General features: G+C 72.5%; 12 protein-coding genes and 1 pseudogene. 4 read left to right on the forward strand and 9 right to left on the reverse strand.

Annotated elements, in window-relative coordinates:
* Positions 1-95: 95 nt before the first annotated feature.
* From HUT10_RS37990 to HUT10_RS38000, 3 genes are read right to left on the reverse strand one after another with little or no spacing between them, the layout of a single operon-like run.
* Entirely contained in the window at positions 96-914 is an 819-nt protein-coding gene (locus HUT10_RS37990) for a PHP domain-containing protein (protein ID WP_176175590.1), read from the reverse strand.
* Positions 915-927: 13 nt separating this feature from the next.
* Positions 928-1,572: a response regulator transcription factor gene (locus HUT10_RS37995; protein ID WP_176175591.1), complete on the reverse strand. Its 645-nt coding sequence runs from the start codon at positions 1,570-1,572 to the stop codon at positions 928-930.
* Positions 1,548-2,687, reverse strand: coding sequence for a GAF domain-containing protein (locus HUT10_RS38000; protein ID WP_176175592.1), 1,140 nt, complete (start codon positions 2,685-2,687; stop codon positions 1,548-1,550). The genes HUT10_RS37995 and HUT10_RS38000 overlap by 25 nt, the downstream gene beginning before the upstream one ends.
* Before the next feature lie 84 nt (positions 2,688-2,771).
* Between HUT10_RS38000 and HUT10_RS38005 the strand changes: the two genes are divergently transcribed.
* Positions 2,772-5,507: an FAD-binding and (Fe-S)-binding domain-containing protein gene (locus tag HUT10_RS38005; protein WP_176175593.1), complete on the forward strand. Its 2,736-nt coding sequence runs from the start codon at positions 2,772-2,774 to the stop codon at positions 5,505-5,507.
* Here the strand turns inward: HUT10_RS38005 and HUT10_RS38010 are convergent, their stop codons facing one another.
* Genes HUT10_RS38010 through HUT10_RS38025 form a run of 4 tightly spaced genes read right to left on the reverse strand, consistent with a single transcriptional unit; the run spans position 5,508 to position 8,027 of the window.
* Positions 5,508-6,071 carry a TetR/AcrR family transcriptional regulator gene (locus HUT10_RS38010; protein ID WP_176175594.1) on the reverse strand — a complete coding sequence of 188 codons (564 nt, stop codon included), beginning with the start codon at positions 6,069-6,071 and terminating at the stop codon, positions 5,508-5,510.
* A 42-nt stretch (positions 6,072-6,113) separates the two neighbouring features.
* The gene (locus HUT10_RS38015; RefSeq protein ID WP_176175595.1) at positions 6,114-6,311 is read right to left on the reverse strand and encodes a ferredoxin; all 198 of its coding nucleotides are present in this window, start codon (positions 6,309-6,311) and stop codon (positions 6,114-6,116) included.
* Positions 6,312-6,315: 4 nt separating this feature from the next.
* Positions 6,316-7,521, reverse strand: coding sequence for a cytochrome P450 (locus HUT10_RS38020; protein ID WP_176175596.1), 1,206 nt, complete (start codon positions 7,519-7,521; stop codon positions 6,316-6,318).
* The gene (locus HUT10_RS38025; protein WP_176175597.1) at positions 7,518-8,027 is read right to left on the reverse strand and encodes a PadR family transcriptional regulator; all 510 of its coding nucleotides are present in this window, start codon (positions 8,025-8,027) and stop codon (positions 7,518-7,520) included. Before HUT10_RS38025 ends, HUT10_RS38020 begins: the two co-directional genes overlap by 4 nt.
* A 115-nt stretch (positions 8,028-8,142) precedes the next feature.
* On the opposite strand from HUT10_RS38025, the pseudogene HUT10_RS38030 reads away from it, so the two are divergent.
* Together HUT10_RS38030 and HUT10_RS38035 are read left to right on the forward strand one after the other, a co-directional pair.
* A pseudogene (locus HUT10_RS38030) lies at positions 8,143-9,332 on the forward strand (cytochrome P450).
* Between the two features lie 2 nt (positions 9,333-9,334).
* On the forward strand, positions 9,335-9,550 hold the full coding sequence (locus HUT10_RS38035; protein WP_200876502.1) for a ferredoxin: 216 nt from the start codon (positions 9,335-9,337) through the stop codon (positions 9,548-9,550).
* On the opposite strand, the gene mtnA is transcribed toward HUT10_RS38035, so the two are convergent.
* Positions 9,513-10,490, reverse strand: a complete 978-nt coding sequence (gene mtnA / locus HUT10_RS38040; protein ID WP_176175598.1) for an S-methyl-5-thioribose-1-phosphate isomerase — start codon at positions 10,488-10,490, stop codon at positions 9,513-9,515. The two genes, HUT10_RS38035 and mtnA, sit on opposite strands and share 38 nt — an antisense overlap.
* Before the next feature lie 42 nt (positions 10,491-10,532).
* Between mtnA and HUT10_RS38045 the strand changes: the two genes are divergently transcribed.
* Positions 10,533-10,931 carry a RidA family protein gene (locus tag HUT10_RS38045; protein WP_176175599.1) on the forward strand — a complete coding sequence of 133 codons (399 nt, stop codon included), beginning with the start codon at positions 10,533-10,535 and terminating at the stop codon, positions 10,929-10,931.
* Positions 10,932-11,379: 448 nt separating this feature from the next.
* Here HUT10_RS38045 and HUT10_RS38050 read toward each other — a convergent pair whose 3' ends face one another.
* Entirely contained in the window at positions 11,380-12,174 is a 795-nt protein-coding gene (locus HUT10_RS38050) for a PIG-L family deacetylase (RefSeq protein ID WP_176175600.1), read from the reverse strand.
* Positions 12,175-12,261 lie beyond the last annotated feature (87 nt).

A 12,261-nucleotide genomic window follows, 5' to 3' on the forward strand; every position in this document is an offset into this window, starting at 1 on the left:
GCCTCCTCCGTTGGTGTGACGTGAGTCACGATCGGTGGCGGCCATCCTGCGATCAGCCGCGGCCCTCCGTCACCCCCACCTGGAGACCCCCTGTGCTACGAAACGGACACGGCGGCCTCCCGCAGGGCCGCGAACACGTCGGGTGAAGTGGTGCATTCGCCGAGGCGGACCGGCTTGCGATCGCCGTGGAAGTCGCTCGACCCGGTGGCGAGCAGGCCCAGATCCGCGGCCGCGTTCCGCAGCCGGTCACGGACCTCGGGCGGCTGCTCCGGGTGGTCCGCTTCGATCCCGGCGAGCCCCGCGGCGGCGAGCGTGCCCAGCTGCTCGTCCGACACCGACGCCCGGCGTTTCACCGAGCGCGGGTGGGCCAGCACGGCCACGCCGCCTGCCGCGCGGACCAGCCCGATCGCCTCCACAATGGACAGGACGTGCTTGGGGACGTCGGCCCGGCCGCCGTCGGCGATCCAGTCGGAGGTGAACGCGTCGGTGATGCCCACGGCGGCCAGTGCCGCGGCGATGTGCGGACGGCCCAGCGGCGCGCCCGCGGCGATCGACGCCACCTGCTCGAGCGTGATCGGCGCGCCGAGTTCGCGGCAGCGTTCGACCATCCGCACCCCGCGGCGGACGCGGTCGGTGCGGATCAGCTCCAGCTCGGCCGCCAGGGGTTCGTGCCCCGGATCGACGAACAGGCCGAGCAGGTGCACCTCGGCGTCGTCGAGCCGGCAGGAGATCTCGACGCCGGGCACGAGCTCGACGCCGGCGGCGGCCGCGGAAGCGGCGGCCAGACCGGCGAAGGTGTCGTGGTCGGTGAGGGCGAGGACCGTCAGCCCGGCTTCGGCGGCCAGCCGGGGCAGCTCCGCGGGCGGGGTCGTGCCGTCGGAGGCCGTGCTGTGCGCGTGCAGGTCGATCGTCACCCGGCCGAGGATCTCACAGCAGCCCGGCTTCGCTGGCCTTCCCGATCGCCTCGACGCGGTTGCGCGCGCCCAGCTTGTGCAGGGCCGACTGCAGGTACGTCTTGACCGTGTTGCGGGCCAGCCCGGTCGACTCCGCGATCTCCGGGTTCGTCTGCCCTTGCGCGGCCAGCCGCAGCACCTCGTACTCGCGGCGGGTCAGCCCGCTGCGGGCCAGCGCGTCCGACCGCTGCCCGGCGTCCGGGAGGATCCGCGGGTCGACGACGCGTTCGCCGCGCAGCACCCGCCGCAGCTCGGTGACCAGCTGCGCGCCCGCCGCGTCCTTGAGCAGGCAGCCGTGCGCGCCCGACTCCAGCGCGGCCAGCACGCCCTGGTGGTCACCGTGCGCGGTGAAGACGACGATCTTGCCATCGGGGTGCACCCGGCGCAGCTCGGTGACGACCTCCGGCGCGAGCATGTCCGGCAGCCGCAGGTCGAGCAGGATCAGGTCGGGGGCCAGCGACGCCACCCGTTCGATCGCCAGCCGCCCGGACTCGGCCGAGCCGATCACGGTCAGGCACGGGTCCGAGCGCAGCAGCAGCGTCACGCCGTCGCGGACCACCGGGTGGTCGTCGACGACGAAGACGCTCGCGGGCGTCACGGCCGCACCAGCGGCACCCACGCGCGCAGGGTGCAGCCGTCGTCGTCGTCCCGGACCAGGCTGACGCGCCCGCCGAGCCGCAGCGCCCGCCCGGTGAGCGTGCGCAGGCCCATCCCGGTGCCCGGGACGGCTTCGGTGCCCGTGCCGTCGTCGGCGACGACCACCTGGACGCCGTCGTCGCTGGGCAGCAGGCTGACGATCACCGAGGACGCCCGCGCGTGCTTCTCGACGTTGAGCAGCCCCTCGCGGACCGCGGCCACCAGCAGCGCGGTGCGCTCGGCGTCCAGCGGCGGCACCGCCGCGAGCTGCACGAACCGCGCCGGGACGCCGCAGCGCGCCTGGAACGAGCGGCAGTGCTCGGCCAGCTCGACCGGCAGCGCCCGCTCCGGGCTGCTTTCCGACAGCGCCAGCAGCGACTCCCGCAGCGCGCCCGCGGCCGCCGAGACGTCCCCCTCCAGCCGTTTCAGCCGTGCCTCCAGGCCCGGGTTCCCGTGGAAGTCCTCGTGCAGGTCCCGCACCTGGACGCCGATGGAGAACAGCAGCGCCCCGACCGAGTCGTGCAGCGCGCTCTGCATCCGGAGGCGCTCGCCCGCCACCGCGGCCGTGCGGTCGGTCTCGGCCACCTTCGCCAGGTGCAGGGCCGCACCGGCCTGGCGGGCGACCTCCTCCATCCGCCGGACGGCGTCGTCACCGAAGTCGGCGGGCTCCCGCATGGCCGCGTAGGCGATGGCGACGGTCTCGCCGTGCGCGACGATCGGGACGGCGAGCAGCGCGGCCAGGCCCTCCCCGCGGACCTGGACGTCGAAGTGGTGGGTGATCGTCGGCGCGCTGACGTAGTCGGTGACCTTCACGGGCCGGCCCAGCGCCAGCACGCGCCCGCCGACGCCTTGACCGGTCGACACCTCGAGGTCCTGCAGCGCGTCGGTCCGGTTGCCGGACATCCAGCGGATCACGGCCAGACCCGGCTCGGTGAGCTCGCCGACGAACCCGGCCTTCGCCCCGACCGTCTCCCGGACCAGCCGCGCGGTGCCGTGCAGCGCGGCGACCCGGTCGAGCGTGCCGAGCAGCTTTTCGCGCTCGCGCAGCAGCTCGCCCAGCACCGCGCTGTACTCCGCAACGTGCTCCTTGGCCGTCACCTGATCACGATGGCACACCGGGTGTGGTTCCGGACATACCCGGCTGGAGAGGTACGGCGGCCTCCGGTCGACTTGAATGGGGGTGTGGAGATCCTCACCGACGCCGCCACGCTCGCGCTGTACACCACCGACGCCTCCAACTACCGCCACGTGCCCCGGGGCGTGGTGCTGCCGCGGACGGTCGACGACGTTGTCGCGGCGGTCGCGGCCGCCCGCGATCGTGACCTGCCGGTGATCGCCCGCGGCGGCGGCACGAGCGTCGCCGGGAACGCGTGCGGGCCGGGACTGGTGATCGACACCTCGCGCCACCTCGGCGGGGTGCTGTCGCTGGACCCGGCCGCCCGGCTCGCCCGCGTGCTGCCGGGCACGGTGCTGGACGACCTGCAGGCGGTCGCGGCCCCGCACGGCCTGCGGTTCGGCCCGGACCCCTCGACGCACAGCCGCTGCACGCTCGGCGGGATGATCGGCAACAACGCCTGCGGCTCGCACTCGGTGGCCTGGGGCCGCACGGTCGACGTCGTCCGCTCGCTCGAAGTCCTGCTCTACGACGGCACGCGGCTGCGGGTGGGCCCGGACGAGCCTGCCGAAGGCCGGATCTTCGACGAGCTGCGCGCGCTGGTCCGCGAAAACCTGGCGTTGCTGCGCAGGGAACTCTCGACGTGGCCGCGTCGCGTGTCGGGCTACGGGCTCGAACACCTGTTGCCGGAGAACGGCTTCGACGTCGCCAAGGCCCTCGTCGGTTCCGAAGGCACCTGCATGACCATCCTCGAGGCGACCGTTTCGCTCGCCGAGCTGCCCGAGCGCAAGGTGCTCGCCGTGCTGGGCTTCCCCTCCGACATCGCGGCGGCCGACGCGGTGCCGTCGATCCTGCCGTGGTCGCCGCTGACCGTCGAAGGCGTGGACGCCGAGCTCGTCGCGATGCTGCCCGGGCGGGCAGGCGACCTGCCGCCGGGCGGGGCGTGGCTGTTCGTCGAGCTGGCCGGCGACGACCCGGCCGGGCGGGCCCGTTCGCTGGCCGCGTCACTCGATCTCACCGGGTTCGCGATCGTCGACGACCCGGCCGCGCAGCGCGGGCTCTGGCGCATCCGCGAGGAAGGCGCCGGGCTGGCGACGCGGCTCGCGGACGGCTCGGAGGCGTGGCCGGGCTGGGAGGACGCCGCTGTCCCGCCCGAACGGCTCGGCGCGTACCTGCGCGAGTTCAAGGAACTCATGCGCGCGCACGGCCGCCGCAGCGTCGTCTACGGCCACTACGGCGAAGGCTGCCTGCACCTGCGGCTGGACTTCGACCTGCTGTCGTCGTCGGGGGTGGCGGACTTCCGGCGGTTCCTCGAGGAGGCCGCGGACCTCGTCGCCGCGCACGGCGGCTCGCTGTCCGGCGAGCACGGCGACGGCCAGGCGCGTTCGGAGCTGCTGTCCCGGATGTACAGCCCGGAGATGCTCGACGTCTTCGCGCGGTTCAAGGCGATCTTCGACCCGGCCGGCCGGATGAACCCGGGCATCCTGGTGGCGCCGCGGCCGATCGACGCGGACCTGCGCGTGCGACCGACCTCCAAGTCCTTCGAGGACAGTGTGTTCCTCGGCTATCCGGAGGACCGCGGGAGTTTCGGCCAGGCGATGCGGCGGTGCGTCGGCGTCGGCAAGTGCCGCAACACCAGCGGCGGCGGCGTGATGTGCCCGAGCTACCGGGCCACCCGCGAGGAACAGCACTCCACGCGCGGACGGGCCCACCTGCTCGCGGAGATGATCAACGGCGAGGTGATCACCGACGGCTGGCGCTCCACCGAAGTCCGCGACGCGCTCGACCTGTGCCTGTCCTGCAAGGGGTGCCTGTCGGACTGCCCGGTCGACGTCGACATGGCGACGTACAAAGCCGAGTTCCTGCACCAGCACTACCGGCGGCGGCTGCGTCCGGCGTCCCACTACTCGATGGGCTGGCTGCCGCTGTGGCTGCGGCTCAGCGCTCGTGCGCCGCGGCTGGCCAATCTCGTGGGTCGGTCCCGGTTGGCGGGGCTGGTGAAGCGGCTCGGCGGGATCGCGCCGGAGCGTGCGCTGCCCACGTTTGCCGCGTCTCCGTTCACGTCGTCGCGCGCGGATCTCCGGCGGCGGGCTTCGGGGGAGCGGCGGGTGGTGCTGTGGCCGGACTCGTTCAACAACCACCTGACGCCTTCGGTGCTGGACGCGGCCCACGAAGTCCTCACCGCGGCGGGTTACGACGTCGTGCTGCCGGACCGCGGTGTCTGCTGTGGACTGACGTGGGTGTCGACGGGCCAGCTCGGCGTCGCGCGGCGGGTGCTGGACCGGACGCTGTCGGTGCTGGCGCCGTACCTGGAGGACGGCTACGAGGTCGCGGGCCTGGAACCGAGCTGCACGGCGCTGTTCCGCGGCGACCTGCCCGCCCTGATGCCGGGCGACGAGCGTGCCGCGCTGCTGGCCTCCCGGACGTTCACCTTCGCCGAGCTGCTCGAGCGGGCGCCGATCCCGTTCGCGGCGCTCGACGTCGACGCGATCACCCAGGTGCACTGCCACCAGCACGCGGTGCTGGGCTTCGGCGCGGACGAGTCGGCGTTGGCGGCCGCGGGCGTGCGCAATACGACGTTGGACTCGGGCTGTTGCGGCCTGGCGGGCAACTTCGGGTTCGAGCGCGGCCACTACGCCGTCTCCAAGGCGGTGGCGGAGGACCGGATGCTGCCCGCCATCCGCGCGGCCGCCCCGGACACCGTCGTGGTCTCGGACGGCTTCAGCTGCCGGACGCAGATCGCCCAGGAGTCGGGACGGACACCGGTGCACCTGGCCGAGCTGCTGCGGCGGGCCCTGCCGTGATCACTCGGCGCGCTCCAGCAGCGTCCGGACGGCGGTGAGAACGAGGCGGACGATGTCGTCGGGGTCGGCGCCGACGAGCGGCTGCCTGCCGGTGAGCTCGCGGACCACCCCGATCCCCATCAGCCAGGCCAGCGCGAGGTCGGCGCGCAGTTCGGCGTCCGGGGCGTCGGTCAGCGTGGCCAGGATCCGGGCGTACTCGTCGCCGATCTCCTGGCGCAGCACCGCCCCGACGTCGCCGCTGCCGGACGAGCGCAGGTACGTCTCCAGGGTCCGGTTCCGGTCGCCGCCCGGCTCGAGCATGCTGCGCAGCGACGCGCTGAACAGCCGCTCCGGCGGGTGGGCCTCCAGGTGCTCGCGCCCGCTGCGGGCGATGACCTCCTCGAACAGCGCTTCCTTGCTGCCGAAGTAGCGGAAGAGCAGCGCCTGGTTGACCCCGGCGAGGTCGGCGATGTCCCGCACGGTCGTCCGGTCGAACCCCCGCTCGGCGAACAGCTTCGCCCCGGCGTCGAGCAGCGCCTGCCGCGTCGCGGCCGCGTCCCGCCGCCGGCCAGGCTGCTCGCTCATCGAAGCAGGTTAACCGGCAAACCGGACGCGGCGCGACAGACCCTAGGCGCCGGAGAGGCGGATCGCGGCCGCCGGGCACGTCAGTTCCGCCTGCCGCACCGCCTCCTCCTCGCCGGACGGCGGTTCCTCGGCGAGGAGGATGACCGTGCCGTCGTCCTCGTCCTGGTCGAACGTCTCGGGCGCCAGCAGCACGCACTGGCCGGACGAGACGCAGCTGCCCGTGTCGACGGTGATCTTCATCGGCTCACCACTCCACCGGGACGCGCTCGACGCCGCCGGCCACGCGGTTGGTGCGGACCGGGATCTCGTCGATCCCGGCGGCGAGCCGCAGGCCGGGGAAGCGGCGGAACAGCTTGGGGAACACCGTCCGCAGCTCGGTGCGGGCGAGGTTGGCGCCGATGCAGACGTGGGCGCCGGTGCCGAAGGCGAGGTGCACGTTCGGCGTCCGGTCCGGGTCGAACCCGTCCGGGTCGGCGAACACCGCCGCGTCCCGGTTGGCCGCGTCGCTGGAGATCAGCACGGCGTCGCCGCGCAGGATCCGGGTTCCGGCGATCTCGACGTCTGCGTGCGCGTACCGCAGCAGGCCGGTGCCGCTGGTGGCGGTCAGCCGCAGGAGCTCCTCGACGGTCTTGTCGACCTGGCCTTCGGGGTCGGCGGCGAAGCGGTCGCGCCGGGCGGTGTCGCTGAGCAGGAACAGCGTGCCCACCGCGATCCGCGTGGACGTCGTCTCGTGGCCGGCGAACAGCAGCCCGGCGCCCATCCGCGCGAGGTCTTCGTCGGTGAAGGCCGGGTCCTCGGCCTGGTAGGCGACCATGTCGGAGATGACGTCGGGCTGCGGGTCGGCGCGCTTGGCGTCGGCCAGCTTCGCCATGTAGGCCATGAACTCCGCCATGGCGGCCTGGGCGTCCTCACCGCCGTCCATCCGGGCGATCCGCTCGGACAGCCCGCGGAAGTGCTCGCGGTCGGCGTAGGGCACGCCGAGCAGCTCGCAGATCACCAGCACCGGCAGCGGGAACGCGAGCACGGCGGCCAGGTCGACGGGCCCGTCTTCGCGTGCGGCTTCCATGTCGTCGAGGCAGCGGTCGGTCAGTTCGGCGATCCGGTCGCCGAGCGCGCGCATGCGGGGTGCGGAGAACGCGGGCGCCAGCATCCGGCGCATCCGCTTGTGGTCGCGCTCTTCGGTGTCGAAGTCGCCGCTCGGGCCGTCCTGCAGTGCCGCGTGGGAAATCCGTGACGCCTCTTCGGGTTTCGGGTGGGACCGGCCGAAGCGGCGGTCGCGGAAGACCTCCTTGGCTTCCTCGTAGGAGGTGATGAGCCACGCCGGGTCGCCGGCGGGGGTGAGCACCCGGCTCACCGGCGCCTGCCGCCGCAGCAGCGCGAACTCCGGGGCGATCGTGAGCGCGTCCGCCTGGGTGAAGGGGAGGCGAGGCGTTTCTTCGGTGGTGGTCATGCGCCTTCTCTCGGATCGGTGTTCAGGTCGGCGAGCCAGCGGAGTTCGGCGTCGAGCTTCCCGAGGACGTGCTGCAGCGCGGCCCGGCTCCACGGGTCGGCCTGCCGGACGGCGTGCCCGGTGAGGCGGGTGTGCTCGGCGGTGAGCGCCCGCTTCCGGACGTCGAGCACGCGTGCTCGTTCCTCCTCGCGCAACCAGGCGAAGTTGCCGACGCGCGCGAGGAACTCGGGCTCGTTGAGCGCCAGCTCGGGCGGGAAGTCGGCGAGCATGTCGTGCAGCAGCTCCCGCCCGACGTCGGTGATCGTGTAGACGTGCCGAGGCGGCTTGGCCTCCTGCTCCTCCGCGCTGCGGCTCACCGCGCCCGCGTCGACGAAGCGCCGCAGCGTCGGGTAGAGCGAGTTGTTCGACAAGGTGTGGCCGGTCGAGGCCTCCACGGCCTTGCGGAGTTCGTAACCGTGCATCGGTTCGCGGGCGAGCTTCGCCAGCAGCAGGATTTCGATCCACACCTAGGTCACCGTAACCTAGTTTCCGGTGACCGGGCAATGGCGGATCGTGACAGGCGGGAAGAAACTGTGTAGCGTTGTAAGCAGCTGCTTACAACCGGAGCACGGGGGTTCCCGCATGACTGCCACCCACACCGAACCGCTTGCGTACCCGTTCAACGAGGAGGCCGGGCTCGACCTGAACGAGGCCTACGCCGCCGCGCGGGACGCCGACGGCATGGTCCGGGTGAAGATGACCTACGGCGAGCCGGCCTGGCTGGCCACCCGTTACGCCGACGCCCGCCTGGTCCTGGGCGACCGCCGGTTTTCGCGGGCGATGGAGAAGGAAAAGGACGCGCCGCGCCGCTCGCCGGTGGTGCGGGACGGCGGCATCCTGCAGATGGACCCGCCCGATCACACGCGGCTGCGGACGCTGGTCGCGAAGGCGTTCACCATGCGCCGCGTCGAGCTGCTGCGGCCGCGCGTCGCTTCGCTTGCCGCCGAGCTGATCGCGGACATGAAGGCGAGCGGTGCGCCCGCCGACCTGGTCGACGCCTACGCGCTGCCGATCCCGGTCGCGGTGATCTGCGAGCTGCTCGGCGTCCCGGTCGCCGACCGGCCGAAGTTCCGCGTCTGGAGCGACGCGGCGCTGTCCACGAGCGGGCTGACGCCGGAGGAGTTCGAGCGCAACCGCGAAGAGCTGCGCGACTACATGCGCGGCCTGATCGCCGAGCACCGCGAGCGGCCCAGGACGACCTGATGACGGCGCTGATCGAGGCCCGCGACGTGCGTGACCGGCTGACCGAGCTGGAGCTGGTCGACCTGTGCGTCGGCATCCTCGTCGCCGGCCACGAGACGACCGCGAGCCAGATCCCGAACTTCGCCTACGCGCTGCTGGACCAGCACGAGCAGTGGGAGCGCCTGTGCGCCGACCCGGACCTGATCCCGGCGGCGGTCGAGGAGCTGCTGCGGTTCGTGCCGCTGGGTGCCGGCGCGGGGTTCGCGCGTTATGCCACCGAGGACGTCTCGGTTGGTGGCGTGCTGGTGCGGGCGGGTGAACCGGTGCTCGTCGCGATCGGCGCGGCCAACCGCGACGCGCTCCAGTTCGGCGACGCGGACAAGCTGAGCTTCGACCGCGAGGAGAACCACCACCTGGGCTTCGGCCACGGCGTCCACCACTGCCTGGGTGCGCCGCTGGCCCGGCTGGAGCTGCAGGAGGCGCTGCGCGCGTTGGTCACCGAGATGCCGGGGTTGCACCTCGCCGGCGATATCGTGTGGAAGACGCAGATGCTCGTCCGCGGACCGCGGTCGATGCCGATCGGATGGTGATGATGAGCTGGGACGTGAAGGTCGACGAACACACCTGCATCGGGTCGGGGATGTGCGCGGCCCTGATGCCGGAGGTGTTCACCCTCGACGGTGCGGTGGCCCACCCGGTGACACCGTCGGTGGAGGCCGACGAGACGGTCCTGGACGTGGCGGACTCGTGCCCGGCCATGGCGATCACGGTCACCGACGGTGGCCGGGAGATCGGGCCGCGCCCCTGAAGGTGCCGTGCTCGGTGACCACCGCCGTGATCAGGTCGAACGGGGTGACGTCGAAGGCGGGGTTGAAGACCCGAGCGTCCTTCGGAGTGGCTTCGGTGAGCTCGCGGGCGTCGCGTTCCTCGATGACGACGCCCGTGCCGTCCGCGAGCTTGCTGTCCACTGTGGACGAGGGGGCGACCACCACGAACGGGATCCCGTGGTGTTTCGCGGCGATGGCGAGGCCGTAGGTGCCGATCTTGTTGGCGACGTCCCCGTTCGCGGCGATCCGGTCGGCCCCGACGAGCACGCAGTCGACCATCCCACGAGCCATCGCGGCCGCGGCGGCCGAGTCGGGCTGGACGCGGTAGGGGACGTTCGCCTGGGCGAGTTCCCACGCGGTCAGCCGGGCGCCTTGGAGCAGCGGGCGCGTCTCGTCGACGAGGACTTCTTCGACGAGCCCGCGCGCGTGCAGGTGCCAGACGACGCCGAGGGCGCTGCCCCAGCCGACGGTGGCCAGGTGCCCGGCGTTGCAGTGGGTGAGCAGCCGCAGGGGGCGCCGTGGACACTCCGCGAGCACGATCTCGGCGGCGTGGCGTGAAGCGGTCTCGTTGAGCTGTTCGTCCTCGTCGAGCAGGGCTCGCGCTTCGGCGAGGACGGCTTCCTTGCCCTGGTCGAGTTTCTCGAGCGCGCGTTCCACGCCCCAGGCGAGGTTGACGGCGGTGGGGCGGGCGTGCGCGATCCGGTCGGCGTCCCGGTGCACGTCACCGTTCCGGTGGAGGGACAGGGCAACACCGAGCGCCCCGGCGGCCCCGAGGGCGGGCGCACCCCGCACGGCGAGCCGCTGGACGGCGTCGACCAGTTCGGTGACGGTGGTGAGCTCGAGCAGCCGGTACTCGCCGGGGAGAGCGGTCTGGTCGATGATGACGACGGCGCCGTCGGCCCAGTCGATGGTCCTGCGCACGAGGCCTCCTTTTTCGCTTGCCCGCCCGGTGAAGATGGGATCGTGACCATTGAACGGCAGAACCCGCCCGGCTTGCACACACCACCCGGCTACCACCACGTGACGGTGACGTCGGCATCCCGGACGGTGTACCTGGCGGGCCAGTGTCCGGTGACCCCGGACGGCACGGTGGTCCCCGGAGACGTCCTGGCCCAGACGGACCAGGTGGCCACCAACACGGCGGCGGCGCTGGAGTTCGCGGGAGTCACGCCGTCCGATGTGGTGCGAACGGTGATCTACGTGGTGACGGAGGACCGTTCGGTACTGTCCGCGGTGTGGGCGCGGCTGACGTCATCGCCGATAGCTTCGGCCTTCGCCTCGGCGAGCACGTTGCTGGGCGTGGCCCAGCTCGGCTTCCCGGGCCAGCTCGTCGAACTCGACGTGACCGCCGCCCTAGCCTGACCCGAGATGCCTCTCCAATCACGCGAGATCGCTCTCTGATCACGCGAGTTCCGCGTTCAATCACGCGAGTCACGTTCCTGATCACGCGGGTCCGGCGTACCGGAACGGACGACTCGCGTACCTGGATGGACGACTCGCGTACCTGGCGGGTCGGTTGGCGTGATCAGGGCCGGGATTCGCGTGATCAGGCGGCGATCTCGCGTGATTGGGGAGCGATCACGCGTGATTGGAGGGGCGACACGGGCTAGCACACTTGCCCCGGCCTGGCCTAACCTCTTCCCGGCTCCCGGCTCCCGGCTCCCGGCTCCCGGCTCCCGGCTCCCGGCTCCCGGCTCCCGGCTCCCGGCTCCCGGCTCCCGGCTCCCGGCTCCCGGCTCCCGGCTCCCGGCTCCCGGCTCCCGGCTCCCGGCTCCCGGCTCCCGGCCCCGGCCCCCGGCCCCCGGGTGGGTTAGAGGCCGGCCATCAGGTCTGTTTCGGTTATTCCGGGGCCTTGGCCCTGCCGGATGAACCACTCCGTGCCGAAAGCGAACGTGAACGCTTCATCCGGCATCGCCAGCATGAACATGTCCTCGCTGATCTGGCTCGGGTGCGCGCGCATCGCCGCCCTCTTGACCGGTGCGTACTTCGACACGTCCACCGCCGCCGTGATCTCCGCCTCCGGCTTGCCGAACTCCACGTTCTCCGGCGGCTTCGGCGCCGCCTCCGGGGGCATCAACCCCTGCTCGATCGCCGCTTCGAAGCCGCGTTGCATGAACTCGCGGTTGAACGTGGCCTGGAACACCCGGGACGTTCCCGCCAGCTCGGCCGCGCGGACACCCACCCGGTGGACCTGGATGTGGTCCGGGTGGCCGTAGTCGCCGTTGTCGTCGTACACCGTCAGGACGTCCGCCGACTCCTCGCGCAGGATCGCCGCCAGCTGCTCCGCCGCCTTCTCGACGTCGGCGCGCCAGAAGCACGCCGGGTCGTCGTTCGTCGGCTCGCCCATCATCCCCGAGTCGCGGTAGCCGAGGAACTCGACGCGCTCCACCCCGAGGATCTCCGCCGCCGCGTACGACTCCTGGACGCGCCTGTCCGCCAGTTTCTCGCCCTCGGCGAGGAAGCCCTCCGGCACTTCGCCGACCTCGCCCTTGGTCGCGACGACGAGCACGACCCGGTGCCCGTCTTCGACGGCTTTGCGCATCACACCCGCGGTGCGGAGGCACTCGTCGTCCGGGTGGGCGTGGAAGGTGACCAGTGTTGCCATGCCCGCGACGGTACCGGCTACCCCCGACAAAAACCGCCCGCGAGGATGCGCTCCCGCCCGTTAGGGTCCGCCCCGTGGCCGAGAACA

Origin of the sequence: Amycolatopsis sp. Hca4 (genome assembly GCF_013364075.1) — a bacterium.
Lineage (GTDB): Bacteria > Actinomycetota > Actinomycetes > Mycobacteriales > Pseudonocardiaceae > Amycolatopsis.

Excerpts from the sequence above, each read along its gene's own strand:
- HUT10_RS38010 (WP_176175594.1), bottom strand. The coding sequence starts at position 6,071 with ATGAGCGAGCAGCCTGGCCGGCGGCGGGACGCGGCCGCGACGCGGCAG.
- HUT10_RS38015 (WP_176175595.1), bottom strand. The coding sequence starts at position 6,311 with ATGAAGATCACCGTCGACACGGGCAGCTGCGTCTCGTCCGGCCAGTGC.
- HUT10_RS38020 (WP_176175596.1), bottom strand. The coding sequence starts at position 7,521 with ATGACCACCACCGAAGAAACGCCTCGCCTCCCCTTCACCCAGGCGGAC.
- HUT10_RS38035 (WP_200876502.1), top strand. The coding sequence starts at position 9,335 with ATGAGCTGGGACGTGAAGGTCGACGAACACACCTGCATCGGGTCGGGG.
- HUT10_RS38050 (WP_176175600.1), bottom strand. The coding sequence starts at position 12,174 with ATGGCAACACTGGTCACCTTCCACGCCCACCCGGACGACGAGTGCCTC.